Origin of the sequence: Actinoplanes italicus (assembly GCF_003001815.1) — a bacterium.
In the GTDB taxonomy this organism is placed as follows: domain Bacteria; phylum Actinomycetota; class Actinomycetes; order Mycobacteriales; family Micromonosporaceae; genus Actinoplanes; species Actinoplanes italicus.
Genome location: NZ_PVMZ01000015.1, coordinates 263,410 through 287,268, shown reverse-complemented (window position 1 = coordinate 287,268; position 23,859 = coordinate 263,410). Strand labels below are relative to the sequence as shown.

General features: G+C 67.5%; 28 protein-coding genes, 2 tRNA genes and 2 pseudogenes. 14 read left to right on the top strand and 18 right to left on the bottom strand.

Going from position 1 to position 23,859, the window contains the following annotated elements; translation table 11 throughout:
• Together CLV67_RS52820 and CLV67_RS32450 are read left to right on the top strand one after the other, a co-directional pair.
• Positions 1 to 252 (top strand): annotated as a pseudogene (locus CLV67_RS52820) (hypothetical protein); the annotation flags it as partial.
• 134 nt (positions 253 to 386) lie between these two features.
• The gene (locus CLV67_RS32450) at positions 387 to 887 is read left to right on the top strand and encodes an NUDIX domain-containing protein (protein WP_106325266.1); all 501 of its coding nucleotides are present in this window, start codon (positions 387 to 389) and stop codon (positions 885 to 887) included.
• Between the two features lie 249 nt (positions 888 to 1,136).
• Here CLV67_RS32450 and CLV67_RS32445 read toward each other — a convergent pair whose 3' ends face one another.
• A complete protein-coding gene (locus CLV67_RS32445) occupies positions 1,137 to 2,204 on the bottom strand; it encodes a DUF6461 domain-containing protein (RefSeq protein WP_106325207.1) in 1,068 nt (355 codons plus the stop codon).
• A gap of 287 nt (positions 2,205 to 2,491) precedes the next feature.
• Positions 2,492 to 2,713, bottom strand: coding sequence for a hypothetical protein (locus tag CLV67_RS32440; protein ID WP_106325205.1), 222 nt, complete (start codon positions 2,711 to 2,713; stop codon positions 2,492 to 2,494).
• 219 nt (positions 2,714 to 2,932) lie between these two features.
• Between CLV67_RS32440 and CLV67_RS32430 the strand changes: the two genes are divergently transcribed.
• The 3 genes from CLV67_RS32430 (at position 2,933) to CLV67_RS32420 (ending at position 5,263) form a co-directional block, all read left to right on the top strand.
• Positions 2,933 to 3,628, top strand: a complete 696-nt coding sequence (locus tag CLV67_RS32430; RefSeq protein WP_146169370.1) for a DUF1963 domain-containing protein — start codon at positions 2,933 to 2,935, stop codon at positions 3,626 to 3,628.
• Between the two features lie 610 nt (positions 3,629 to 4,238).
• Positions 4,239 to 4,877 (top strand): hypothetical protein, encoded by a 639-nt coding sequence (locus CLV67_RS32425; protein ID WP_106325201.1) that lies wholly within the window; start codon positions 4,239 to 4,241, stop codon positions 4,875 to 4,877.
• A gap of 149 nt (positions 4,878 to 5,026) precedes the next feature.
• Complete coding sequence (locus tag CLV67_RS32420) at positions 5,027 to 5,263, top strand: hypothetical protein (RefSeq protein WP_106325199.1); 237 nt, start codon at positions 5,027 to 5,029, stop codon at positions 5,261 to 5,263.
• Positions 5,264 to 5,329: 66 nt separating this feature from the next.
• Here CLV67_RS32420 and CLV67_RS32415 read toward each other — a convergent pair whose 3' ends face one another.
• A complete protein-coding gene (locus CLV67_RS32415) occupies positions 5,330 to 5,737 on the bottom strand; it encodes a hypothetical protein (protein ID WP_106325197.1) in 408 nt (135 codons plus the stop codon).
• Between the two features lie 252 nt (positions 5,738 to 5,989).
• Between CLV67_RS32415 and CLV67_RS32410 the strand changes: the two genes are divergently transcribed.
• Positions 5,990 to 6,781 (top strand): class I SAM-dependent methyltransferase, encoded by a 792-nt coding sequence (locus CLV67_RS32410; RefSeq protein ID WP_106325195.1) that lies wholly within the window; start codon positions 5,990 to 5,992, stop codon positions 6,779 to 6,781.
• Between the two features lie 124 nt (positions 6,782 to 6,905).
• A complete protein-coding gene (locus CLV67_RS32405; protein WP_203737743.1) occupies positions 6,906 to 7,448 on the top strand; it encodes a histidine phosphatase family protein in 543 nt (180 codons plus the stop codon).
• Between the two features lie 79 nt (positions 7,449 to 7,527).
• On the opposite strand, the gene CLV67_RS52160 is transcribed toward CLV67_RS32405, so the two are convergent.
• Both CLV67_RS52160 and CLV67_RS32400 read right to left on the bottom strand, forming a co-directional pair.
• A tRNA-Pro gene (locus tag CLV67_RS52160) sits at positions 7,528 to 7,655 on the bottom strand.
• 224 nt (positions 7,656 to 7,879) lie between these two features.
• Entirely contained in the window at positions 7,880 to 8,512 is a 633-nt protein-coding gene (locus tag CLV67_RS32400; protein WP_106325191.1) for a hypothetical protein, read from the bottom strand.
• Between the two features lie 147 nt (positions 8,513 to 8,659).
• Here CLV67_RS32400 and CLV67_RS32395 point away from each other — a divergent pair, with 147 nt between their 5' ends.
• Entirely contained in the window at positions 8,660 to 9,013 is a 354-nt protein-coding gene (locus CLV67_RS32395; protein ID WP_203737742.1) for a tyrosine-type recombinase/integrase, read from the top strand.
• Between the two features lie 76 nt (positions 9,014 to 9,089).
• On the opposite strand, the gene CLV67_RS32390 is transcribed toward CLV67_RS32395, so the two are convergent.
• From CLV67_RS32390 to CLV67_RS53720, 3 genes are all read right to left on the bottom strand, one after another.
• Positions 9,090 to 9,395: a hypothetical protein gene (locus CLV67_RS32390; RefSeq protein ID WP_106325189.1), complete on the bottom strand. Its 306-nt coding sequence runs from the start codon at positions 9,393 to 9,395 to the stop codon at positions 9,090 to 9,092.
• Positions 9,392 to 10,198, bottom strand: coding sequence for a hypothetical protein (locus CLV67_RS32385; protein ID WP_203737741.1), 807 nt, complete (start codon positions 10,196 to 10,198; stop codon positions 9,392 to 9,394). Before CLV67_RS32385 ends, CLV67_RS32390 begins: the two co-directional genes overlap by 4 nt.
• A gap of 340 nt (positions 10,199 to 10,538) precedes the next feature.
• A complete protein-coding gene (locus CLV67_RS53720) occupies positions 10,539 to 10,679 on the bottom strand; it encodes a hypothetical protein (RefSeq protein WP_239166866.1) in 141 nt (46 codons plus the stop codon).
• Between the two features lie 482 nt (positions 10,680 to 11,161).
• Between CLV67_RS53720 and CLV67_RS52155 the strand changes: the two genes are divergently transcribed.
• Positions 11,162 to 11,289, top strand: a tRNA-OTHER gene (locus CLV67_RS52155).
• Positions 11,290 to 11,387: 98 nt separating this feature from the next.
• Positions 11,388 to 11,669, top strand: coding sequence for a hypothetical protein (locus CLV67_RS32375; protein WP_106325185.1), 282 nt, complete (start codon positions 11,388 to 11,390; stop codon positions 11,667 to 11,669).
• Positions 11,670 to 11,891: 222 nt separating this feature from the next.
• Here the strand turns inward: CLV67_RS32375 and CLV67_RS32370 are convergent, their stop codons facing one another.
• Positions 11,892 to 12,623: a hypothetical protein gene (locus tag CLV67_RS32370; RefSeq protein WP_106325183.1), complete on the bottom strand. Its 732-nt coding sequence runs from the start codon at positions 12,621 to 12,623 to the stop codon at positions 11,892 to 11,894.
• Between the two features lie 598 nt (positions 12,624 to 13,221).
• On the opposite strand from CLV67_RS32370, the gene CLV67_RS32365 reads away from it, so the two are divergent.
• The 3 genes from CLV67_RS32365 (at position 13,222) to CLV67_RS32355 (ending at position 15,827) form a co-directional block, all read left to right on the top strand.
• On the top strand, positions 13,222 to 14,094 hold the full coding sequence (locus CLV67_RS32365) for a CPBP family intramembrane glutamic endopeptidase (protein WP_106325181.1): 873 nt from the start codon (positions 13,222 to 13,224) through the stop codon (positions 14,092 to 14,094).
• Positions 14,095 to 14,232: 138 nt separating this feature from the next.
• The gene (locus CLV67_RS32360; RefSeq protein WP_106325179.1) at positions 14,233 to 14,937 is read left to right on the top strand and encodes an alpha/beta fold hydrolase; all 705 of its coding nucleotides are present in this window, start codon (positions 14,233 to 14,235) and stop codon (positions 14,935 to 14,937) included.
• Between the two features lie 5 nt (positions 14,938 to 14,942).
• A complete protein-coding gene (locus tag CLV67_RS32355) occupies positions 14,943 to 15,827 on the top strand; it encodes a DUF5996 family protein (RefSeq protein WP_203737740.1) in 885 nt (294 codons plus the stop codon).
• Between the two features lie 25 nt (positions 15,828 to 15,852).
• Here the strand turns inward: CLV67_RS32355 and CLV67_RS32350 are convergent, their stop codons facing one another.
• The 7 genes from CLV67_RS32350 to CLV67_RS32325 form a co-directional block, all read right to left on the bottom strand.
• Positions 15,853 to 16,521, bottom strand: coding sequence for a response regulator (locus CLV67_RS32350; protein WP_106325177.1), 669 nt, complete (start codon positions 16,519 to 16,521; stop codon positions 15,853 to 15,855).
• Complete coding sequence (locus tag CLV67_RS32345; protein ID WP_146169369.1) at positions 16,518 to 17,828, bottom strand: sensor histidine kinase; 1,311 nt, start codon at positions 17,826 to 17,828, stop codon at positions 16,518 to 16,520. Before CLV67_RS32345 ends, CLV67_RS32350 begins: the two co-directional genes overlap by 4 nt.
• A gap of 422 nt (positions 17,829 to 18,250) precedes the next feature.
• Positions 18,251 to 18,541 (bottom strand): DinB family protein, encoded by a 291-nt coding sequence (locus CLV67_RS52815; RefSeq protein WP_203737739.1) that lies wholly within the window; start codon positions 18,539 to 18,541, stop codon positions 18,251 to 18,253.
• Between the two features lie 2 nt (positions 18,542 to 18,543).
• Entirely contained in the window at positions 18,544 to 18,822 is a 279-nt protein-coding gene (locus CLV67_RS52810; RefSeq protein WP_203737738.1) for a DinB family protein, read from the bottom strand.
• 337 nt (positions 18,823 to 19,159) lie between these two features.
• Positions 19,160 to 20,335, bottom strand: a complete 1,176-nt coding sequence (locus CLV67_RS32335; protein ID WP_106325173.1) for an alpha/beta hydrolase family protein — start codon at positions 20,333 to 20,335, stop codon at positions 19,160 to 19,162.
• Positions 20,332 to 20,679 (bottom strand): transcriptional regulator, encoded by a 348-nt coding sequence (locus CLV67_RS32330; protein ID WP_106325171.1) that lies wholly within the window; start codon positions 20,677 to 20,679, stop codon positions 20,332 to 20,334. The genes CLV67_RS32335 and CLV67_RS32330 overlap by 4 nt, the downstream gene beginning before the upstream one ends.
• Complete coding sequence (locus CLV67_RS32325) at positions 20,676 to 21,401, bottom strand: hypothetical protein (RefSeq protein WP_106325169.1); 726 nt, start codon at positions 21,399 to 21,401, stop codon at positions 20,676 to 20,678. Before CLV67_RS32325 ends, CLV67_RS32330 begins: the two co-directional genes overlap by 4 nt.
• Positions 21,402 to 21,582: 181 nt before the next feature.
• Here CLV67_RS32325 and CLV67_RS53715 point away from each other — a divergent pair.
• Positions 21,583 to 21,852 (top strand): annotated as a pseudogene (locus CLV67_RS53715) (5,10-methylene tetrahydromethanopterin reductase); the annotation flags it as partial.
• 87 nt (positions 21,853 to 21,939) lie between these two features.
• Here the strand turns inward: CLV67_RS53715 and CLV67_RS32315 are convergent.
• Together CLV67_RS32315 and CLV67_RS32310 are read right to left on the bottom strand one after the other, a co-directional pair.
• Positions 21,940 to 22,644: a GOLPH3/VPS74 family protein gene (locus CLV67_RS32315; RefSeq protein ID WP_203737737.1), complete on the bottom strand. Its 705-nt coding sequence runs from the start codon at positions 22,642 to 22,644 to the stop codon at positions 21,940 to 21,942.
• 63 nt (positions 22,645 to 22,707) lie between these two features.
• On the bottom strand, positions 22,708 to 23,487 hold the full coding sequence (locus CLV67_RS32310; RefSeq protein WP_106325167.1) for a helix-turn-helix domain-containing protein: 780 nt from the start codon (positions 23,485 to 23,487) through the stop codon (positions 22,708 to 22,710).
• Positions 23,488 to 23,859: the final 372 nt, after the last annotated feature.

The following is a 23,859-nucleotide window of genomic DNA, read 5'->3' as shown; positions in this document are numbered from 1 at the left end:
TGGTCGATTTGCTGTCTTACCTGGAGCCTCGCCCTCATCGATCACCGGTCCCTGCTGACCCGGGCTGACCTGCAAGATCAGGTTGAAAAAGGCTCAATCTTCTGTCGTAGAGCTTTTCCAGGCATCTGCGTACTGGGCGTTGCCGGCAGCGCCGATGTCGGCGAGGTGTATGGCCAGCCTGATTGCTATGTGCTGCGCGTGTTTCTCGTACGGTCCCGGAATCGCTTCGGCATCCTCGCCGTAGAAATTTGAGCTGTGGTCTGGGCGCTCTTCGCCGACGTGTGCACGGAGGATGCCGACCTCGGGTCGCTTCACCTGGGCCGCTGAGCATTCGGGCTTCGTGCGATGCACCCCGATGCCGTGACCGTGGATCTAGCATGCTCTCCATGAGCGAGGTCGACCCCGGTGAGCTATCCGAGCTGACGTTCGTGCTCCCGACCATCCCGGCCTCGGCCGGGGCTCTGATACGTGGCCGCAAGGGTCGATTACTCATCCTGAAGCCGACGTACAAGGGCGGATGGACGATCCCGGGTGGGGTTGTCGAGATCGGCGAGTCACCCTGGGATGCATGTCGCCGCGAGACCAGGGAGGAATGCGGCCTCGACGTCACTGCGGGGCGGCTCAAGTGCGTTGACTTCCTCCGTCCACGGCCTGACCGGCCAGGTGGTATGCGCTTCCTTTTCGACTGCGGCGTCTTCGACGATGCCGTCCTGGACACGGTGGTCATCCAGCCGTTCGAGATCGCCGAAAGCCGGGTCTTGCCGGTCGACGCGGCGCTGCCCTTGCTGAGCGGGCCAGTCCGGCGTCGGGTACGCGCCGCCTGGAAGGAAAAAGGGGTGCGCTATCTGGAGGACGGCCGTCCGGTGCAGGGGGTCACCCCGTCTTAGCGGTCGGCAGTCGGCGACCGCACAAGACGGCTCGACTGCCGGGATCTGACCGAAACTCGCACGATCGGCGGCATGAGAGGACGTTGGATCGGTGCGCTTATCAGGCACTACATCGATCCTCCACCGGCAACCCAAAGCCGCAACCTATGGATCGCTTCATTGATATTTGACCGGTCGAAACCTCGAAGTGCTTGTCTACTACGCGCGCGACGAGCCAGTCGTGCTTGCTCCGGTGGACTTCGTGTGGGGTTAGCCCCGTAGTGCCTCGATCATCTTCGCTCGGAGGGCGTGGTCGCCGAGTCCGGGAATCTCGGAAGTGAGTGGCTTGGCTGCGGCGAGAGCGGCCGCGCGGGGGTCGGGGTTCAGTACGCCGCGCAGGGCGGTGGTGAACCAGCCGAGAGCGTACGCGTGCTGGCGTTGTCCGGGGTCTAGTGCGGAGGCTGTCTGGGTCGTGGTCAGCCAGGCGCGGACGTGTCGTCCGAGTGGGGAGTCGACTGCGATGGGTGAGCCGGCGCCTGTGGCCGCTGCGTTCAGTGCGTCGTCCAGGCCGGGCGTGCCATCCAGGCCGAGCGCGCTCGCCTGGCGGCGCACTTCGGCGACGGCGACCCGGCGTTGTGTCGCTGGGGTAGCCGCCTCCACTGCGGCGACCAGCGGTGCCGCGTGCGGATCGAGGGTGAACCGGTCAGCGCTGAGCAGGTCGCCGGGGTCGTACGCGACGGTGAACCACGGCTCCAGTTCGGCGCACAGTCGGCGTTGGTCCAACACCCCCAGTGGTACCGCCACGCCCGTGATCCGTTGGGCGAGCACCAAAGCCATAGCCGTGGTGCGCTGCATGCGCTCCTCGCCGTCCTCGTCAGGGTGCCGGAAGCCCACCGCGTGCATCGCGGGCCATAGGCGTTGCGAATCGACGCCATGCATCAACGCGGGGGATGGATAGCTCGGCTCGAAGCCGGTAATCAGCGCGCCGTCGACGGCGTAGGCGAATTCGGCCGAGGCGTAGTCGTGTCGCAGCACCGCGATCGCCTCAGTACCCACCGACGCCGCGCTGAGCAGCAAGTGATCGGCTCCGCAGAAGCCTCCGAGTTCGACGACCACCGACCAGGGCCCTAGCCCGAGCGCTATCGCGACCTGCGGGGTGTCGCCCTCGAACTCCTGGAGCAACTCGAGGATTTCGTCGGGGTTCTTCTCGCCGATGGTGTCCGGATATGCACCGAGGCGAAGCAGTGCCTCCGCCTCGTCCACCCCTCGGACGAACGTGAGGCAGGCGATCTCCCCAAGGTCATCCCAGACTCGCTCGGCTTCCGCAAGATCCCCCACCCAGACAACGGTAGTGCCAGCACCTTCGCCTCGCCGGCCCTTCTACGGCAACTCAGCAGCCGCTCATCGACAGGATCGCGGCCGACGGCGTGTAAGCCTCTGCTACCTCAATGCAGCACCCGAACGCATGAGACTAGCCATAAACGACCGCAATATGCCGGCGATCTCCGGTCAACGCACATCTATCCGCGGCAGAAGAAGGCGACGGCTTTATCAGTGCATTGCTCCGCCACCACTGCGGCCGCCTCAACCCCGCTCAACTTCGTAGAACCGGATTAAGAACGCGATCAGAGATACTGCTTGAGCCAGTCGGGAATGCTCGGACCGTCAACCCGCCACGACTCCACGACCTTCTCGTCCTCCTGCCAGGTGTTTTCATCGCCGTCGAAGAACTTCTGCCTGTGGCACTTGTACTTGACGACGGTGTCACCTTCGAGCCGGTACTCGTTCCAGTAGTAGTTCTGCTTCCCGTGGCCGTTCCACTCGCGGGTTGTGTAGATCGTCGTCATGGAGGCCGAGTGTAGCTAGAAGCGACCGGCAGTAGGCGTCCAAGATCCGGGCAGGCGGGCGCGGCGCTCATAGGCGGCCGCGACGATCCGGGCCAACAGTTGGGTACCGGTGTCGTCGAGTGGGGCGAAGCCATAATCGGGCCAATGCGGGGCCGCGCCGACGGCGAAGGGGTCCGGCTCGGCGGAAGCGTATTGATCAACGTTGGCATACTCGCCCACATGGCAGCTATGGATCCCTTTCGTGACGAGGCCCGCAGCCGCGGGATCCCCGAGGCCGAGGTCGAGCGGTGGCTCGAGACGGTCCGCCCGTGCGCGGCCCTGGAGGAGACCGACGAGCACGCGGGCAGCCCGGTGGCCGGGCTCCTCGGCGGGCAGCCCGACGTGACCGTAGCGGGCAAGCCGTTCCTAGCCCTGGTCGACTTCGCGGCAGTACCGGCCGACGCCACCGACATCCCGCTGCCCTCGGACGGCACGCTGCTGTTCTTCGCCGACCTCGAGGACACCGACCCCGAGGATGACTGGCACCAACTCGTCTACCTTCCGGCCGGCACCGCGGTCGCGATGTCCGGCAAGCCCGCCGAGCTGCACCTGAAGGTCGAGCCCTCGCTGCCCAACCGCGGTACCGACAGCGCGCGGTTCCCGCACGGCCACGAGCTGGGCTCGGTCTGGTGGGAGACCAGCGGCCAGATGCGCGACGGCGGCGCCGTGCAGCTCGGCGGCTACCCGTGGGTGTGGAACGTCGACCCGGTGACCGACTACGACCGCCCGGACGACGACTGGGTGCTGCTCGCCACGATCAGCCGCGGCGAACAGTTCGGGTCCGACCTAGGTCGCGCGACCTGGGTCATCCGCCGGGCCGACCTGGCGGCGCGCCGCTTCGACCGCGCCGAGGCCTACTACGACTCGTTCGACTAGGTTCTGAACCCGCGTTCGAACTGACTAACGCCCAGCTCGAACTGGAGTGGCCGCAGATCCAGGACCGAGTGCCAGCGGACTGCTGGCACGCGGCCAGCGCCTCTCATGCTGGCCGCAGGAAATCCGCCGAGTCTTCCAAACCTGGAGTCCCAAGGAACAGACATCGACTGTCCGGCCGTCGCAGCGTGAACCTTCAGGTCGGCGGCGGTGTGGGGCAATCTACGCCTTACCTGCGGCAAATGAGTGAGGTGGCCTTGAGGCACACGCTTCGTCGGATATGCATTTTCGATGGCAGAGTGGGCGGTTGCCGCTATCGGCCGATCGCCTACGCCTGCAAGCCAGTCAGGTGGATTTACAACGGCGGGAAAACATTGACGTCCGGTTACGGCATCAGCGCACTAAACGCGCCGAAACGGATCAACGGCAATCGCGCTACCATCCCGATCCACCGTGCCGGGCCGACCAAAGGAACGACATGACATTCCACAATGCCGACCCGGCACATCCTGTGAGTTCCCCCCGCTCTCACGGAGCGGTTGATCTTCCCCGGGTTCCGCGGAAGCGGGGGGAACTCACTGAGCCGGCGAGCCCGGATGAGTCACCGGGCGGCATGAAGCCCGGTGCCGGCCTGACGATGCGCCGTCGACTCCTGATATCCGCAGGTGTTGTCTTCACGGCCATCACCGGTGTTACCGCAGCGCATGCTGCGACGGCCGCGGTCAGCGAGCCGACTCTCCAGCAGCCCGATACCGCCGCGACGAGCTTCGACGCGGCGTTCTGGCACCGCCAGGAGCAGCTCGTCGATTTCAGGGGCTGGACCGAAGGCCTGCCAGGCATCAAGACCAGCGGTTACGTCACCAGTATCAACAACGAGCCGGTCGACGGCTCCGTCGTCCTGGTGTGGCATGCGCCTCCCGACCCGGTACAACGGCAGATCATCGACGAGGCCAGGCGTCGGCACATTCCCATCTCCGTCCAGCAGCGCAGATACAGCATGGCTGACCTCGAACGGGCCGCCAGCCTGATCTTCGCCATGGAGTCGGGTGCCGGCGAGCTCCACAACTTCAAGATCAGCGGAGCGGGCTCCTTCAGCATCGACTTCGACGGCGTCACCGTTATAGGCCAATACATTCATCCGCCGCCCGAAGGCACTACGGCCGCGGACACCGCGCTCACCCAGACGCTAACCGCGAGAACCGGCGTAGCGGTCAGGATCGAACACGGTGAACTCGTGGCCCATCACGGGTGACTACAGCGGGAGCCGGCGAGCATGCCTAGGCAAGCATAGATAGAAGGCCAAGAATGCGTTCTCTGTGGCAGATGATTTCGACCGTATCAAGTAGATTTGGCCGTTGTAATTGAGTATCCGGCACCCGGATTGCGCGCCAAGATCGGGGCATGAGCGAATCCTGGACGTCCCGTCATTTCAGCCTGGCGAACCCGCGTGACGACGGCAGCACTGATCTTCCCAGGCTGCTGAGGCGAATGGCAGACGAGATCGAGCGTCTGGACCTCGACCCCATGGACATCCTCGACCTGACGATCGCCCAGGAGATAACTGAGGACGGCCCTTGGTGGTCCGCATCGCTCTACTGGTCACCGGATGCCGACGAGGCAGACCCTTCACAGCCCTGAGCGGCACGTTGTCGGCGGCAAAAGAGGGTCTTTGATCTTGCCATCGGCCGTCCGGATTGCCGAAGATCAGGAGACCCGACCTTCGTGGCGAAGAGCATGAATCACGCGAGCTCCGTCGGGCCATGGACGCAACGGAGTATGGTCCTTCGTCGTGTCCACAGCTAGGACGGTCGCACGCGCGCATAGGACGAACCTGGCCTCAGGCTCGGTCGACAGCGTCAAACTCAAGAACCGATGCCGATGGCGTTCCGGTATCGCGGCGAAGGCCAAGATGTCATTGCGTACTGGGTTACTGGCCGACGCCAGGATCAGCGGCTGGTACGACGAGCGTAGTTTGACTGCACGAACGTCCTCGAACAGGACATTCAGGTACTCGGGATCGGCGGTATCGGCACGGGCGTGCATCAGCAGCCGTGAGTGCGCCACGCCGTATCCCCACACCCGGAACTGCCGGTCCAGCATGATCGGTTCCACAGCCCAATCATCACCCATAGGGAGCAGTGGACCCCGGCAGCGGCTGTGCGCCGTGTCAAGGGAATCAGCATCACTGCACCAGTGGAACGCTAGTAATTCCGCGCACGAGACGAGGCTGACTGAACTCGCTGACTCGTTGGCGCCAACGACCGTGCTGACGAGCGGTCTGCGGCAAATGAGGACGTAGACCCTCTGTTAAAGCATCGGGATAAGCGGTTGCCGCCCTCGTATCGGCGGGTCGATTATCTCCCGATGGAGACAATCGCGGCGATCAGTGAATACTACGCCCGAGGCGGCGAGGTGAACCGGCTGAACGTCGGCCGTGGGCGGCTGGAGTTTCTGCGGACCCAGGATGTATTGCGGCGGCTGCTCCCGCCGGCCCCGGTGCGCGTGCTCGACGTGGGTGGCGGGGCTGGAGTGCATGCCCGCTGGCTCACCGCCGATGGCTATCAGGTCCGGCTGGTGGATCCGGTGCCTTCGCACGTGGAGCATGCCGGCGAGATCGTCGGGGTGGACGCTGTCCTCGGCGATGCCCGTCGGCTTGATGAGCCGGACGACTTCTGCCAGGCGACGCTGCTGCTCGGTCCGCTGTATCACCTGACCCAACGCCGTGAGCGGGTGACAGCCTTGCGGGAGGCCGTACGCGTGACCGCGCCCGGCGGGATCGTCGTCGCGGCAACGATCAGCAGATACGCCGGTCTCTACGACACCCTGGTACGCGGTCGCTATCTCGACCCGGAAGTACGCAGGATCACTGCCACGGAGATCGTGACCGGCGTGCATGAACCGTTCGATCAGGACCTGTTCACGCTCGCCTATTTCCACCATCCCGACGAGATCGTGGGCGAGTTCGCCGACGCCGGTTTGACCGAAGCGACGAGGTACGCGCTGGAAGGCGGCGCCTGGCTGTTTGCGGACCGCGATGGCTGGTTGGACGGCGATGAGCGCACGGCCGGGCTGCTCGAAGCGTTGCGCGCCGTCGAGCAGGAACCGAGTCTGTTCGGAATCACCTCGCACCTTTTGACCGCGGCCGTCGTGAAGTAGCGGTGCGTAACAGCGATCCTCGCGGCGGCATGAGAGTTAGTTGATCTTGCTCAGATCTGCGCGAATCCCGAGCGAGAAGAGTGGTGGCGGTGGCGATGTGGCCAGTATGCCGGATCATGCCGGGGTGAGGCTGTTTCTGGTGCGGCATGCGATGCCGGCATTTGGTCCCGACGTTCCCGCTGCCGCCTGGGAGCTGAGTAGCGAGGGCTGGCGCGAGGCGAGGGCGCTCGCGCGGGCGTTGCCGGCCGACGCCCTGCTGATCGCGAGCCGGGAACCGAAGGCACGGCAGACGTTGGAGCCGGCTGGCTCGGTGTCCACCGACGAGAGGTTTAACGAGGTGGCCCGCAACGAGCCGTACGAGGGCGATTTCCAGGCACGTCGGCGCGCGTATGTGTCCGGCACGGACTACACCGGCTGGGAGGCCCGTGATCAGGTAGCGGCACGATTCGCTGAAGGAGTGCGATTCTGGGTTGCTCGGGCTGATGAGCGACCACTGGTCATCGCGAGCCATGGCATGGCGATGACCCTGTGGCTGACCGCGACGGTCGCCCTCGCGGACCCGGGCGCCTTCTGGGCCGACCTTCGCCTACCGGACCTCCTCACCGTCGATGTGGCCGCCGAGCAGGTATCCCGGACCAAGTCCGACGATCCTTTGGATATCTGCTGAATCCCGTCCCGGCACACCGTCGCCGTACTGGCGGGCACGGCCTGCGCAGACGCCCTTGATGCGGCAGTTGAGCAGGGTGCGGGCCGGAGGGGATTTCAACCCCTGGTGAGGCATGGTGCGCCAGTGGCCCCACGCGCTTCCGAGCCGCCGTGCGTACCCGGCTATCAGCTCGTTGACGCTGCAATAGCCCGGCTCTGCCACCGGCCCGACGCAGTATCGCTGACCTACAGCGGCTCAGCCCGCGGATTTCCTCGGCGCCGCGATCGCTATCGCCGGCAAAGAGGTCGTTCCGTCTGGTGTCGGTGGAGTCGCTTCCGGCTGGGAGAAAAGCGTGGGATAGACAATCGCGATGACCGCCGCGCGAGGTTGGTGGTGAGGTGCCGGGCGAAGGTGCTGATGCCGGGCTGCCCCATGTCGACGGCGCTGACCGGTCAGGGCCCGGCCGCTCCGCTGGGCTGGGCCCTCTCCGGTTCCTGACAGGTCCAGGACACGGTGCCGCTGATGGCGGCGCCGGGCAGGCCGCCCTCACCGGTCTTCGCCAGTTTCTTGAACGTCCAGGTGCCGCCACCGTTGCTGTCGGTGGTGGCTTTGCTTGCGGTGCTGTCCGGCCAGGTGCCGTAGACGGTGTTGTCAATCGCGATGCTCGGCCGCGAGCCGGGAGCGACGAGCTGGTCGTTGTGGTAGGTGCCCGGCCCGGCGTAGTCGGCGATCCACATCTCCATCGTGATCTTGTGACCGTCGACCGGTCCGTCGAGCAGTCCCGCCGCCAGGTACTGCTTGTCGGCGGTGCCCTTGGCGTACTCGTCGCAGAACTCGAGGAAATGCGCGCCGCCGGACGGTGCAAGCGCGGTGGTCGTACCCCTGAAGGTCTTTGCTCCGGTGATGTCGAAGGTGAGGGTGATCCTGGGGGCGATGGAGAGGGCGACCTCGTCGGAGATCTCGCTGCCGGGAGGCCCGGTGTCGAAGATCGGTCCGGGCCCTGCCTCGGCGCTGCCGCAGGCGGCGAGGGTGGCGACCGAGATGACGGCCATCAGGGCCGAGGCGGTCCGTCGAGCGCTGAACATGTTGTCTCTCCTTGTCTGACCTGTGCAAACAGCATGGAGAGCACCACCAAAGAAGCCCCAAAGACCGAGAAAAATCAGTACGGGTGATTACGCCTGCGTCAAGGATCGCCGAATATCGGCCACCGCGAGCGCCACCGGACGGGTTCAATGTCGCTGAGTTCCTGGGTGCCGCTACCGCCGGCGGTGGCCCGAGCGGTCGACCGCGCCGTCGAGGAGCATGACGACGGCCCGGTCCTGCGCAACGCCCGCAGCGCCCGGATGGACCGGCACGCGGCAACCCGCCGGCTCAAGCACCTGGCCGAGACCGCCGAGCTCCGGATCCCGAAGATGCACCCACATATGCTGCGTCACACCTTCGTCACCACCATGCTCGACGCCGGCGTCAGCCTCCGCGACGTTCAGATCGCCGCCCGCCACGCCGACCCCCGCACCACCATCCGCTACGACCGCGCCCGCAAGAACCTCGACCGCCACCCAACTACATCCTCGCCGCCTTCATAGCCTCCGGGACATAGCTGCGGTCGAAGCGCGGTCGTGCCGACGTTAGTAGCTCTCAGTGTCGGCGGTGAGCTAGGTTCTATGGCGACGTCGTCAGCGACGTCGTGCCGGCGAACTCGCCAGTGCCGGCGTCGATCTGCGCATACGGGAAACGCGAGCCGTTCGCCCGGCCGGCCAGGGCCCTGGTGATGTGCAAGGCGGCGTCATCGACGGTCGCGGGCGCTACCAACGCGCCGCCGGCCGGGCTCTGCCACCGGAAGATCTCGGCGGACTGCGTCGCGGTGCCGGTGGCCGCGAGGTATCCGGATACGTGCTCGATCGCCAACGGCTCCAGGCGCACCAGCCGGCCGGGGAGCACCGGCATCGCGTACCAGAGGTCAGTCACGGTCGTATGATGCCGGACCGGTGCGGTGCGCGTCTCCGAATTGCCGCCCGGCGGGCGGTGACCGCGTGCCACGCCGCCTGGGTGGCGAGCGTCGCGGCCACCGCGATGACGAACGCGAAGCCGGTGCCGAACGGTATGACCAGGACGGCCACCAGAAAACAGAAGACCGCAAAACCAAGAAGCCCGCGCGGGATGCCGTGCAGCACCCGCACCGCACCGGCCGGGCCGAGCCGGGCCAGCGCGAACGCGGCGACGACACTCGTCGCGATCGGGAAGGGAGCCAGGACGCCGGTCATACCCGGACCGAGGGTGGTAGCGGCCCCGGTGACGATGACCACGAGTGCGGCGGTCGCGGCGGCCCGGGCCGGCAGGTCCCACCACGACCAGCGGACCGGGCCACCGTCGTCGGGCGGTGGTGCAGGCAGGAGCCGGGCCGCGAACCACGCCACGACGAGCACCACGGGCAGGCCCAACCGCGGATCGACCGGCACCGCCGACAGGACAAGATCCAGGAGCACGCAACCGGTCCAGGAGATCAGCAGGGTCGGCACCCAGCCGAAGAACTGCGCCAGCCACGCGAACATCAACGCGAACACCGCCAGCGTCACCAGGCCCAGCAGGGCAGCACCCGCCGCCCGCGACCCGAACCGGGCGCCCTGCTCCAGGCAGGTGATGAGCAGGATCGGACCCGCCACGATCGGCAACGCCACCAGCACGCCCGACACCTGCTGACCCCAGCGCCTACCCGCCAGCGACGACAGGACGACCAATGCCGGGGCCAGCGCCAGCTTCAGCAAGAACACAGGTCGATCATGCCGGTCGCAGCAACAGGTTTCTGCCGGCTGCTCCGGCGTCGCAAGCACCGACGGCGACGGGACCGCAGGCAAGCGGTCACCCCACGATCAGACGTAATCTCATGCCGCGGACAAGACGCAGAGCGTACTCGTGTGCTGGTGGCGCGTTGTCCGTCGGTTTTCGTGGCGGGATCCGTGTAGGGGCACCTCGACGCTGACGAGATCAGCACTCTGCCGCACTCAGCCGTCGCTGAGGTCGCTGCGGCAGTAGGGGTCGTCACCGGTCCGGGCGCGATGAGCTGCGGGAGGGTGTGCGGTCCGGAAAATGGGCGGGCGCAGCACCGTGCTGTCAGTGGTTCGGGGTGCGCAGCACGGTGTCGAGCTGGCCGTCGCGGTCTGTGTCGAGGTAGGTGAGCTCGGGCACGCCGTCGCCGTCGAGGTCGAGCTGCACCACGTCGGCGATGCCGTCACCGTCTAGGTCGGTGACCACCTCAATCGATCCGTCCGAGCGCCGGCTGACAATCGAACTGGCGGTGGTGGTGCCCCGGCCTGCCGGTGCGGGGATGGGCGGCGATCCAGGCGCGGAGGATGGTAGTGGGCCGGGCCGGCTGTCGTACACCCCGACTGGGCCGTCGGTGCCGGCCGGATCGATTTCCTCTTCAGAGGGGTAGACGTCGCCGTGCCAGGCGGGATCAGGGTAGGTACTCATCTGCTTACGGTTCCCTGACGGAGCCGGCGGTAACCGTTGGCGCAGGAGAAGCACAACGCTGTGTCGAGCACCGCGCCAACCCGGGCCGCAAGGGTCGTCCGGGCTCGGCAGACCGTTTGACGAGTACCAGAACGATCACCTCGCGACAAGTCCAGAACACACTGCCGCAACGTTGCTTGGTGCACGGATCTGCCGCCGATAGGCGCTCCGGGCGCCGAGGTAATCCGTGTGCGGGGCGCGCACCGTTGCGGTGATACTGCGGCGGGCCGGTGGCAGAGCCGGGTTATTGCAGCGCCGACGAGCCGGTAGCCGGGTACGCACGGCGACTTGGAAGCGCGTGGGGCCACTGGCGTGCCATGCCCCACCAGGGGTTCAAATCCCCTCCGGTCCGCAACGCACTGTCATGCCGCCGACAGCGCGTAGACGCTGGCGAGGTCGTTCACGGACGGTCACGAGCGCAGCATTTGACAGCACGGTGATGCTGAGTCGGTGGCGGTGATTGCTGAACGCCAGTGGGCCTGGATGCTGTACGCGGACGACAGCAGGCTCGTCTTGTGTGTGGTGTGCGGGTCGGTGGCGCTGTATGAGGTCGCGATCGAGCTCCGGACAGACGAGGTCGAGGCATTCAGGGCTGGTGGAGAGGCCGCCGTTGACCGACTGGCGCGGCGGGTATCCGACGAGCCGAGGAACTACTGGGCGCGACGCATCCAGGGCTTCAACGACGAGCTGGGCGTCCACGAAGCGACAGCGAATTGGCGTTCGCAACACTGAGCCCGGGCCACCGCCGCGAATCGGTGGGCGCCTACGGGTTCCGTGGACCGCACCTGTTCAACGACTATGCAGCATCGAACTGATGCCCCGATCGGTGATCATTCGATACGCCCACGGCAGTGCGCTCTTCTGCTGCGATCCGCGTTGTGGCTTGGCGGTGACGCCTGAGCCGGCCTCTGCTGACTACCGGCAGCTCAGGCACCATGGAGGCGAGATCGATGCTCATGGGCTTATGGACGTGCTGAGCGAAGGGGATCCCGGCTTGCGACTGATCTTCAGGGCCGGATGTTCGTAGGTGGGCACCTCTTCTACCTGCCATCCTGCCGCTTCGAGAATCCTGCGGAGGGCCTTCGACATTGCAAAGACGGCCTCATCGATCGCGGTTGCCAGGAAGGCCTCCGAATCCGGACTGGCTGGCTTTGCTCTGATGGAGGCGATACTTGGCTTCCACCGCGCGTAGACGCATCCGGCATCCAGGCGTGCATCTGGGTCGTAGTAGACGACGTACCCCTCGGCGAAGTTCGTGGAGCCGGTCCAGCAGTCACCCGCCTGCACCACTACGAGTCCGATGAACTGCAGGTCCGCCGCGACCGCCAGCGCTATTTCACGGAGCGTGTCTTCCTCTTCCCGGGAAACTCTTTTCAGCATGCGCCCTCCGATCCGGAGTTGCTCGCCCAGGTCGAAGCCGAAGAAGCCGTCGTGCAGGACTACCCACCGCCCTTCAAACTTCGCCAGGCGCCGATCCACGACGCCGGCCCAGCGCCAGAACTCCTCGTCACCCCTCAACATCGTGTACCCGCCAACGGAGATGACACCGGCGATCGCCACCCGTACGCCAGCGGCATCCTTGATCTCCATCGAGCCGAGCGCCGGGTTTTCCGAAGTGCCGAGCTGTGCCGCCAACGCCAACAGCAGCCTGTCGATGAGACTCTCCGCGATATCGTCGTCCGCCATTCAGCGAAGATGCCGACAGCCAGCCTGTGCCGTCCGATGCCGGCGGCGTGTAGCTGGCAGCTCTGCCGATTCCGCTCTTCGGCACGTCAGTACGCTGGCCGCCCCGGACCAGCCGTAACGCTGCCTGGCACGCGCATCGCGACATGTGAGGTCATCTGGCCGGCAAGACCCTGGTGAGCACGCTGGCCGCCGCGCATCCAACGGGTCAGCAAGGTCAGCGACCGGTTCCGCCGTCCCGGCACCGGAGACGAGGCGTACAACGTGTTCGAATCGGTCGTGGATCCGGTGTCCTCTGCGGACGGTTCGCGGAAACACCGACCGGTCAGGTGACTACCCACGAGCGGACAGGTTGATCCGTGGACTCGTGACAGTGGGCGTGCTGGCAGCCGGTCCGGCGCACGGCGCTCAGACCCACGACGGCGAGCTTGAACTGCAGGCTCTGCTGCGCAGTCTGCCCCGCTGACACGCGGGTCTGCCGATGACCTTGACCATGTGCTCGGCACACGGTTTCTCATGGCATCGCATCACCGTCGAAGCGGCGCCGCCGGCACCTTCCGGCCGCATCCGCGCCGGGTCCCGCGCCGAGAGGAAACATCGCATGATTGACGCCGAATACCACCGTGTCCTGGCGGGGGAGCGGCGCCGTGTCGGTCGTGGCATCCTCGCGATCCTGCTCCTGCTCGGCGGCCTGCTGGTTTTCAGTGTCGTACTGTCCGTGGTGGCCACTGCTCTGGACGACCGGGTCGGCGACGGCTTGTACACCCCGCTGACGCACGCGGCCGCGATGGGCTCTCTGGCGCTGCTGCTCCCGTGGAGCATGGTCATTCAGCGCTGGCTCTACCGTGTGCCGGCGGCGTCGCTGCACTCGGTGTTCTCGCGCTTCCGCTTCCGCCTGTTCGGCCGTGCGCTGCTGCTCGTCGGTCCGGTTTGGGTCACGACCCTGCTGGTGAGTGACTACCTGGCACCCGAGCCGCGCGTCGTGTGGTCGGAGACCGATGTGCTGTGGATGCTGACCGTCACCCTCCTGCTCACCCCTTTGCAGGCCGCGGGCGAGGAGTACGGGTTCCGCGGGCTCATGTTCCGGGCCGTCGGCAGCTGGACCCGGGGTAGCCGCACGGGTCTCGTCCTCGGCTTGATCGTGATGACGGTGGCCTTCACGGCGAGCCATGCGGCGAGCGACGTCTGGCTGAACCTCTGGTACGTGGTGCTCGCCGTCGGCACGGGGCTCATCACCTGGCGTACCGGCGGTCTCGAGATCGCGATCGTCCTGCACGTACTGTGGAACACGCTGGGCTTCGTCTTCTCCATCGCCATGCGGAGCGACTTGAACTCCGTCGTGACCGACCGCAGTGCCGGAGCCGCGACCGCCGCCACCCTCATCCCGTGTGCCGTCGTCCTCGTCACCGTGGCGATCGTCTGGTACGCCACCCGGCGCACCGGCCCGATCACCGCCGAAGACGCTCGAGGCTGACGTAACGTCGGTTCCGGCGAGCGGCACGAGGAGCCGCTCAGCCTTGACCCTGTTCGCAGAACAGGGTGTCTCCTGGGATCTGGACGGCAATCCCGCCACCTGAGCCGGCCGGGAGCCGAGCCGATGAGAGGAACTGTCATGAATCCCACCATCGTCCTGGTCCACGGCGCGTTCGCCGAGTCCGCCAGCTGGGGCGGCGTCATCCAGCGGCTGCACGACGACCGCTACCGGGTCGTCGCCGCGCCCAATCCGCTGCGCAGCCTGTCCGGTGACGCGGCCGTCGTCTCCAGCGTCCTGAGCACCATCGAAGGGCCGGTCGTGCTGGTCGGCCACTCGTACGGCGGGGCGGTCATCTCGAACGCGGCCATCGGTCATGAGCACGTCAAGGCGCTCGTTTTCGTCGCCGCCTTCGCGCCCGAAGCAGGTGAGAGCATCGGCGCGTTGTCCGGCAAGTTCCCCGGCAGCACCCTGGGGGAGACCCTGCAGGAGGTTCCCCTGGCCGACGGAACGGTCGACCTGTACATCCGGCAGGACAGGTTCCACGCTCAGTTCAGCGCCGACCTCCCAGCCGATCGGGCCGCCGTCGACGCGGCCGCTCAACGTCCGCTGAACACCACTGCGCTCAACGAGGGATCCGGCGAGCCGGCGTGGAACAGCGTGCCGTCCTGGTTCATCTACCCGGAACTCGACTACAACATCCCGCTCGAGGCCCACCGCTTCATGGCGAAGCGTGCCGGCGCCCGCGCCGCCGTGGAGCTCGCCGGCGCGTCGCATGCCATCCCCGCCTCGGAGCCGGTCGCGGTAGCCGAACTCATCCTCGACGCCGCCCGATCGATCGGCTGACGGCGATGGAGAAGACCTGGCCCCGGCTGCGCGTGGCCGACTGGACCCAGACCCGCGACACCCTGCACATGTGGACCCAGATCGTCGGCAAGATCCGGATGGCGTACGCGCCGACGGCCAACCACTGGTGGCACGTCACGCTCTATCCCACTGCCCGCGGCCTGACCACCTCGGCTGTGCCGTACGACAGGGGCGTCTTCGACATCGAGTTCGACTTCGTCGACGAGCGGCTGCGGGTGCGTACCAGCGAGGGCGGCTCGCGGGAGGTGGTCCTCGAACCGAAGCCCGTCGCGACTTTTTACGTCGAGACCTTCGAGGCGTTGGCCGCGCTCGGCCTCGAGCCGAGCATTCACCCGGTGCCCAATGAGGTCGAGCCGGCGGTCCCCTTCGCTGAGGACTTCCGGAACTGCTCGTACGACGGGGAGGCCGCGCGACTGTTCTGGCGGCAACTGCTGCAGGCCGAGCGGGTGCTGGGCCGTTTCAGGTCCGAGTTCGTCGGCAAGGCGAGCCCGGTTCACTTCTTCTGGGGCGCGATGGATCTGGCTTACACCCGTTTCTCCGGCCGGGGCGCTCCGCCACACCCGGGCGGCGTGCCCAACTGTCCGCCGTCGGTCATGCACGAGGGCTATTCGCACGAGCTGGCCAGCTTCGGTTTCTGGCCGGGCGGTGGTGAGGAGGGCGCCTTCTACGCGTACGCGTATCCGGAGCCGCCGGGCTACCAGGAGCGCACGTCGGCGTACTACGACAACACCCTGCGCGAGTGCGTGCTCCCGTACGAGACGGTCGCCGATTCGCCCGATCCCGACCGGACACTCCTCGAGTTCCTCCGCGCGACCTATGCGGCCGCCGCCGACCTGGCCGACTGGGACCGGCCCGCGTTGGAGGCCTGAGGTCCGCGGCGAAGACCACGCCGTCTCAGGCCGGGTCGTGAAGGGGCGCGACGCCGTGGCGGTAGGCCCAGATGACGGTCTGAAGCCGGTCGCGGGCGCCGATCTTTGCCATGGCCCGCCTGAGATGGCTCTTCACGGTGCTGACCTCGACGACGAGTTCGGCCGCGATCTCGGCGTTGGACAGGCCTTCCGCGAGCAATCGAACGATCTCGGCCTCGCGAGAGGTCAGGAGCTGATCGACCGGCGTCTCGGGCGCGGGGGTGGCCGGGCGCCGGCGCGCGAACTCAGCGATCACGCGGCGGGTGACCGCCTGGTCGACCAGTCCCTCACCGGCGGCCAGGCGGCGGATCCCCTCGATGAGCTCGTCCATGTCGGTGTCCTTGAGCAGAAAGCCGCTTGCGCCGGCTTCAAGGGCTCCGAACACGTATTCGTCGAGCTCGAAGGTCGTCAGCACCAGGACCGCCGGCGGCGGGTCGATCTCGCTGACGATGACTCGGGTCGCGTCGAGGCCGTTGCCGCCCGGCATGCGGACGTCCATGCACACGACGTCGGGGCGCAGCCGACGCGCGAGTGCCACCGCGTCGGGACCGTTGGCCGCCTCGCCGACGATCTGGATGTCCTGGGCCAGCTCGATCAGCGAGCGGAATCCGGCCCGCAGCAGGGGCTGATCGTCGACCAGCAGCACCGTGATCATGAACGTTGGCCGCTCGTGCGGGGAACGGTCAGCTTGACCGACCAGCCGCCGTCCGGAGTCGGGCCCGTGACCAGGGTGGCGCCGACCAGACCGGCCCGCTCCCGCATGCCTATCAGACCGAATCCGCGGCTGTGGCGGTCCTCCCGCGCCGCCCCGGCGGGCGGCGGGCCGTTGACAACCTCGATCACGCTGGCCTCCGTACGGTGGTCGATCCTGATTGTCACCTCGGCGCCAGGCGCGTGATCACGGGCGTTGGAGAGTGCCTCCTGCGTCACACGGTAGAGGGCCAGGTCTGCCGCCGCAGACAGGCCGGAGGGTTCTCCCGACACGATCAACGTGGGCCGGTTCGCGGAGTCCGAGTGGCCGGCCACCAGCTCGCCGATCCCCAGCAGTCCCGGCACGGTCGCGGTGTCCGACTCGATCGGCATGGTCTCTCGCAGGGCACCCACCACCGACCGCAGATTACCCAGCGCGCTCTTTCCCTCCGTACGGATGGCGGCGGCGGCGCGGCGGGCGGCGCCGGGATCGTGGTCGATCATTCGTTCCACGACGGTGGCTTGAACGATGAGGGCCGTCAGGTGATGGGCGGCGACATCGTGCAACTCGCGCGCCATCCGGGTGCGTTCGACGGCGAGGGCGGCGTCGGTGCGTACACGGAGGTTCTCGGCCGCCTCGGCCGCGCGGAGTTCGACGACCTCGGTGTAGCGGCGGCGTATCGCGACGCTGCGGCCCAGCAGTGCGGCAGTGCCGTACAGCAGCAGCGCCAGGAGGAACTGCCCCGAGTACCGAGTGACCAATGCCCAGGGCGACGCGGTGGCGTCCGCGGCCTCGGCGGCGGGGATGGCGCTGAGCACCACGAAACTCGCGATCTCCGTGAACGCCGCGAGTGCGGCCACCGCGTAAGCGGGGCCCGCGGACAGCAGCGTGCCGCAGGTGTAGACGGCGATGATCAGCGCCAGGCCCCGCAGGCCCTCTCCCGGGTGCGCTGCCGATGCCAGAGCGACTTGCAGGGCCAGGACCGAGGCCGTGCACCAGAGCGGTCGTATCCTGCGGAAACACAGGACCGCGGCCTGTGCCGCCAACAGAATCACAATGGGAACGTCCGAATGTTCCCTACCGGAGATGTCCGGCTTGGCGCCACCGGGAAGCAGGTACAGAGCCACGATCAGGAGGGCTGCAACAACCGCGACCACGCAGTCACGCCGGAACGGTGTGCTCAGTCCCACCGCGTCGAGCCACCGGTCCCAGCCGTCGAAGAAGCGTCTCCGCTCGGCTGACCCGGCGAACCCTGGGGGTTGCCTCTTCACTCTCAACAGCTCGCGCCTCTTCGTGCCGGTTCACTCGCGCCGGTGATGCCGCGGCGGGATACCGACGGGCGACCGGATTCGATGCTACCCACGCCGGTGGCCGCGCGACCCGGCCGGCGTGGCCGGGCGACGGCATTTCATTCCGGCGACGCAGTTCCCGTCGATCACCTCCGTCGCAAGGCGCAAGCCGAAGTTCATGCTTGCGCCGAATGTCCTGTTCAGGCGATGAACGGCACGGTTGTATCGCGGCCCGATGTGTCCGCCCGACGGTCTCGTACAGCCTGTTCAAGGAGCCCGCCCATGGCCCAGCAAACGCCCGGATCTCCCGCGGATTCCCGGGGTTCGTCCACCGCGAGTGGTGTAGCCGTCATCACCGCGGCGCTGATGGTCGGTCTGGCCCCGTTCGCGACGTCGCGGCCAGGTCAGGCCGGTCCGGGCGTCCACTCCGGATCGCGTCCCGAGAAGGCGACGACCCGGTCGATCATGGGCGCGTCATCCGCGACCGGCACCTCGTAGCCGAACGCCATGCCCGGCCCGCGCCATTGCGGCTTGATGGTCGCCCGGTAGAAGGCGAGTGCCCGGGCGGCGGTCGCCTCGTCCGGCTGCCAGGGCCGGCCGATCGCGCGGGCCAGGTCCCACCCGTGGGTCACCGCCTCGATCAGCAGCATGTCGACGACGACGCTGCCGGGGAAGGAGCCGCCCAGATGCGGCACGTTCACGAGGGTCGTCTCGACACCGGCGTCCAAGGCGGCCCGCAGGGTCGCCGACAGCCGCGCGAGAGCGCTTCGAGGTCGTCGGGCCCCGCGTAGGCGTGCGGATCGGCTCCGTCGTTTGCGCCGCCGGGGTCGCCGAAGGCGGCCTCGAAGTAGAGCAGCCCGCCGGTGAGGTGCCGCCGCAGCGCCAGCACGTCCAGCCCCGCGGAGGGGGTCGGGAGCGCGCACTGGGCGGGGGAGGTGGCGGCGGTCACCCGGGCAAGATCGTCAAGGACGTCCAAGATCATTTAGTGCGTGTCCCATCATGAGAAAGGTGTGCCGGGTACCTGGATGGCCTTCACTTTCGAAGCTTTCCCGATCCCGGTGCGTGGAGTCAGCACAGACCTTGTCCTCGGAACCGGGCGTCCCCAGGTCGACGACCTCCTCAATGGCCAGCGAAGACAACTGTGGGAAGACGGCCTCGATGGCATCGCACGGGCATCATGATCGCGCAGGAAGGTGACCACATAGGACGATTACTGCCCGATCACCGTTTGCGCGCCAGAGCCGTTATTTGCACATTCCCTCATGGCCTCGGGAATGTGGCGGATATCAACGCCCGACCATGCCGATGAGTGGTCACGGGAGGAAATGCACCCCGGGAAATGGCGTACGCGAGCCTTCGAGCAGGGGTTGCCTGCGGTGGCGTAGGTGCAGGTCGAAGAAGGCGAGCGGGTATGTCTGCTGGATCTTGACCGCTAGGTTCGGGCTGAATGTTCCGATCCACTTGGTCGCCAGGTCTTCGTCGCTCATCCCGGTGAGCCGGGCTATCTGCGGGAGGAGCCACACCGCGTCGGAAAACGAGATCTCGGTGCCGCCGTCGATTTGCAGGTTGCGGCGCCAGCCGTGCAGGTGCGTCCAGAAATCGGCGGCGCTGGTGTGCGGGGCGCGGGTGAAGTCGGCGGTCATCATCATGAATGGCCGGTCGATGTCGGTAGTGATGGGAGGTTGGCATTGCATCGGGCCGTCCAGGCTGAGCCCGGCCCGGATCCGCTGGTCATCGATCATGGCCAGAGGGGTCGCGGTGCCGCCTTTGGAGTAGCCGAACATGCCGATGCGGCGCATGTCGAGGATCTCGGAAAGCCCGGCGGGCAGCCGTCGGTGCTCTGCGTCGGGGTTACGGCCGGCGGCGATGTCCTCGATGCGGTCGAGCATGAACGGGATGTCCCAGGCGTGGTGCCAGGGCGTGGTCGACAGGTCGTCGTCGGGGGTGGAGAGGCGACCGCCGGGGAATTCGGTGAACGCGTCGTACGTGGTGTCGAGCGTGACCACGACGTAGCCGTGGCTGGCCAATTCCTGCGTGATGACGGTGGTTTCGGAGCGGTGTCCGTTGGCGCCGTGGGAGAACACGATGACGGGCCGCCGGCCGAGTGCCCGCAGTGCTGGGGCCGTGTCGCGACCGGCGGTGAGCGGCGCCGCGGCGACGTCGGCCGGGAGACCGCTGTTGGTGAGCAGTCCACGCATCGGGGTGTCCGGCAGCCATACCGCTGCCGGGTAGCGGCGGGCGTCGGGCGTCGCCGGGTACCAGACGCTCGCCATCAGCTCGTGGTGGTGACCTGGCCCGGCGACACGGTCGGGGCGCGACGTGTCGATGAGGTGCAGGGAAACGGTGCCGATCCGGTACGGGCCGGTCGGTGCGGGCAGTGTGAGGCGGGTGCGGCCGGGCACGGCCGAGGCCGGGCCGGCTGTGGCGAGCGATCCGGCGGCCCCGGCAGCGAGGGTGGCGGCGAGCAGGCGGCGGCGGCTCAGGGTCATCGGTCCTCCGTGGTGGTTTCGATGCGGGCGATCAGCGTCTTCAGGTGGCTGATCTCCTCGGCGAGAGCGGTGTTCCCGGCGGTGGTGAGGGTGATCCAGGTGCGTGCGCGTTTGCCCTGGTATCCCTTCTCGATGTCGACCAGCCCGGCTGTCTCCAGCACGCTCAGGTGTTTGGAGAGGTTGCCGGCGGTCAGGTCGAGATGGGTGCGCAGGTAGCCGAACTCGACCCGCCGTGCCTCGTGCGCGATCGCGAGGATGCCGAGCCGTATCCGCTGGTGCACGACCTCGTCGAGGCCGGTGGCCGGGTGGCCGGTCGGGTCCGGGGTGTCGGTGTCGGCGGTCACTGCTGACTCCGGCGTGCTCTGGAGAAGGCGATCCCGGCCGTCAGGAGGGCGGCGCCGATGATGAGCTGGGACGGCGTCATCGACCACGGGAGCTGCATGCTCGCTCCTGACATGAACGACGGGACAGCCCAGCCCGGCAGGTTCGTGTCGTCGGTCGTTGGTGATACCAGCAGCATCAGTACCAGGTAGCCCAGGGTGAACAGCAGCAGCGCGACGTTGCGTTCGAGGCGGGCCAGTACGAGCAGCGCGAGCCCGATCAGGCCCCAGGGTGCGATCAGCCGGTCCAGAACGATCCACCAGAAGGGAAGCGGGCCACCGCCGAAAGGCGGGTGGGTGGGGAAGTAGGCGGCCGCTGCCGTGTACGCGGCTGCGAACACCACGGCGGTCACGGCTCCGGTGATCGCGTACGGCAGCACGCGGGCGCCCAACCCTCGCGCGCGGGCGGCCCGTACATAGCTGACCGCGATCGCCGCGTAGGCGAGCAGGAGCGCAGGCGGCCAGTAGTAGAGCATCCCCCGGCGCGCGAACGTGCAGCCGCTGCCGTCGCAATGCACCGTCATGAAAAGCCAGTCGAAGGGAATCGCCGCGAAGGTCACCGCGGCCAGGACCAGCAGCGCCACGTAGGTCAGGCGCTGGTCGCGGCGTACGCGGCTGGTCAGGGTACGTATGTCGAGGAGGAGACGCCGGGGATCATCGCCGGCGGACAACGAGTCAGTGGTCATGGCAAATAAGTTTCCACAGCAAACCTATTTGCGCCACCCCCTAGTTGGTGACGCGCAACCGGCACCATGGGGTCCTTCCCCAGCATCGAGCACGTGGGTCGGATCGTCGTGGAGCATCCGGATCTGCCGCGAGCGTTGCGCTGGCCTTCCCTGCGTCCACGCGTGGGACGGTCGAACGCGGCCCTCGCTGGAGGAGTTCACCCGCGACACGCCGCTCACGGTGGGCAGCCCGCAGCAGGTGATCGACCGTACGCTCGGCTTCCGCTACTACGCCGGCGACTACTAGCGCCAGCTGTCCAACCTCGACCACGCCGGCCTCCCGCTCAAGTCGGTGCTGGAGCAGCTCAGCATCCTCGGCGAGGAGGTCGTACCGGTGCTGCGCAAGGAGTTCGCCTCGCTCAAGCCGGCCCACGTGCCGGACGCGCTGACACACGAGTCACTGAGGAAGGCGGCGGGACGACGTCGTCCGAACCTGGGTCGCGTAGCTCGAACGTGTGACCGGGGGAAGGAAGACGGACGTGGCCTCCCTGCGTCACGTTCATCGTCCGGGCAGCAATACCGCCGCGAGTATCACGCTGCTGACGACGGTCGCGGCGAAACTGCGGGCGATCGCTTCGGCGGCGGCGTCGGCTCCCCAGGTGCCCTGCTCCAGGCGCCGGGCACGGGTGACGGTCGCGGTGGTCCAGGGAATCTCGGGATGGAACTGCGGCAGCGTTCCGCTTCCGGACAGCAGCCCCGCCAGCGCGGCGGCGCGAGGTTCCGGCTCGGCGTCACCGGCCAGCACGTCGCGTACGCCGCGGAGCAGGCCCGCCAGACGTCCCGTACCACCGTCGATCAGTATTCGCGCTGTGGGGGAGACGGGCGTGGCGCCGGCCGGCCGGCGGACATCGCCGCGCTCGACCAGGCGTTCGAGCACCGGGAGGCGCAGGGTCGGTCCGATCGCGGCGAGCGTCGCCTGGACGCCGCGAGGCCCCGGAGCGAGAAAGTCCCACACGGACAGCAGGATCTCGTCGGCCGGTGGCCGTTCGGCGACGGCTTCCACCCGGGTCGACCCGCTCCATCCGGGTACGGTTCGCACGTGCTCACCGATGCTGAGATCGGCGAGCACCGCTCCGCCCAGAAGATAGGGGAGTGTTCTCTCGCCGGCGACGGCCCCGGTGCCGGCCGACCCGGCGAACGGCTGGAACAGGAGCAGCAGAAGGTCTTCGGCCAGGGTCGGGGGTCCGAGCTGCTGTGGTCTCACGGCGGGCTCCTCGAGCGGAGAGATGCGTCGGACTCGAGTGAAGACCCTGTGCTCGGCACCGAGTCAAACGCCCTTTGCGGGTACTTCCGCGGACCGGGCGCGTTCGTCGCCGATGTCCGCGGCGCGCGACCGGCTCAGTCGCTGCTGGGCGAGGGCGCCGGCTCGGCTCAGCACATCGAGCTGGGCCGGGTTGTAGGAGGCGACCACCGCGTCGACGAAGGTCTGCCGGGTGACGTGCCTGCCCTTGGACAGGTGCTGGGCCGGGTCGTTCAGCCAGGGATAGTCGATCAGGTGCCGCGCCAGCGTCGGAGCCAGCTTCTCGGCGAGGCTCTGCCGGGTCCGCTCGTCCGCGTCCGGCGGCAGGGCGTCGATCTCGGCAGTGAGGGGATCGGTGTCGGCCTCCACCATGCGCCGCAGGTCCCGCATGGTGTCCTCGTCGTACAGCTGGGCGAAGACGTGCAGGAGGGAGTGGTCGGCAGCCGATAAGCGCGGCGCGACGGACTCGAAGCCCGCGGGCGCGTCGGCCGGCCCACCGTCGCGCAGGATGACGGCGATGTCCGAGCGGGCTCTGCCCAGACGCTTGATCTCGGCCGCGAGGTCGGCGTCGATCTGGCGCAGCAGTTCCGGGCCGTAGTCGCCTTCCGCGCGGATCCGGGCCAACGGAACACCCAGTTCCGTGAGGCGTCGAATGCGCAGCAGGCTGACGAGATGCCGGACCTGGTACTGCTTGTATCCGTTGTTCCGGCGCTCGGGTTCCTCGAGCAGGCTGAGCCGATGGTAATGCCGGATGGTGTTGACCGTGGTTCCGGATAGTTCGGCGAGCTCACGCGTGCTCCAGGCCACGTCAGCCCCCCTTCCTGGTTCACGCGGCAGCCTCGCGGTCGTCGATGCGCCACACCTGGATCTGACACTGTGTTCTTACCACCGGGTCAACGCCGCGACCGGTGGCGTGGATCTCACCGGACCGACCGGGGCACCGGTCGGAGGGCTCGCCTTGACCATGTCGTCGGCACATGGTTTCGACTGAACCGGTCCGTATGTCCCATGCATCCTCGAGTGGGGGACTCACGTGCGCAGAACACTATCGGCGGCGCTCGCCGTGACCGTTGCCGTGACGGCGGCTGCGGTGAGCGGAACATCGGAGGCCTCAGGACCGAGTGCGTCGCCGCTGAAATGGGGCCCGTGTCTAGCGGATGTCCTCTCGCCCGCCCTGGT

Bases quoted from the DNA above. Each gene is read 5' to 3' on its own strand.
- CLV67_RS32360 (WP_106325179.1), top strand. From the start codon at position 14,233: ATGAATCCCACCATCGTCCTGGTCCACGGCGCGTTCGCCGAGTCCGCC.
- CLV67_RS32425 (WP_106325201.1), top strand. From the start codon at position 4,239: ATGAAGCCCGGTGCCGGCCTGACGATGCGCCGTCGACTCCTGATATCC.
- CLV67_RS32350 (WP_106325177.1), bottom strand. From the start codon at position 16,521: ATGATCACGGTGCTGCTGGTCGACGATCAGCCCCTGCTGCGGGCCGGA.
- CLV67_RS32365 (WP_106325181.1), top strand. From the start codon at position 13,222: ATGATTGACGCCGAATACCACCGTGTCCTGGCGGGGGAGCGGCGCCGT.
- CLV67_RS32420 (WP_106325199.1), top strand. From the start codon at position 5,027: ATGAGCGAATCCTGGACGTCCCGTCATTTCAGCCTGGCGAACCCGCGT.
- CLV67_RS32400 (WP_106325191.1), bottom strand. From the start codon at position 8,512: ATGTTCAGCGCTCGACGGACCGCCTCGGCCCTGATGGCCGTCATCTCG.
- CLV67_RS32395 (WP_203737742.1), top strand. From the start codon at position 8,660: ATGTCGCTGAGTTCCTGGGTGCCGCTACCGCCGGCGGTGGCCCGAGCG.
- CLV67_RS32335 (WP_106325173.1), bottom strand. From the start codon at position 20,335: ATGACCCTGAGCCGCCGCCGCCTGCTCGCCGCCACCCTCGCTGCCGGG.
- CLV67_RS32325 (WP_106325169.1), bottom strand. From the start codon at position 21,401: ATGACCACTGACTCGTTGTCCGCCGGCGATGATCCCCGGCGTCTCCTC.
- CLV67_RS32410 (WP_106325195.1), top strand. From the start codon at position 5,990: ATGGAGACAATCGCGGCGATCAGTGAATACTACGCCCGAGGCGGCGAG.
- CLV67_RS32450 (WP_106325266.1), top strand. From the start codon at position 387: ATGAGCGAGGTCGACCCCGGTGAGCTATCCGAGCTGACGTTCGTGCTC.
- CLV67_RS32370 (WP_106325183.1), bottom strand. From the start codon at position 12,623: ATGGCGGACGACGATATCGCGGAGAGTCTCATCGACAGGCTGCTGTTG.
- CLV67_RS32355 (WP_203737740.1), top strand. From the start codon at position 14,943: ATGGAGAAGACCTGGCCCCGGCTGCGCGTGGCCGACTGGACCCAGACC.
- CLV67_RS32430 (WP_146169370.1), top strand. From the start codon at position 2,933: ATGGCAGCTATGGATCCCTTTCGTGACGAGGCCCGCAGCCGCGGGATC.
- CLV67_RS32440 (WP_106325205.1), bottom strand. From the start codon at position 2,713: ATGACGACGATCTACACAACCCGCGAGTGGAACGGCCACGGGAAGCAG.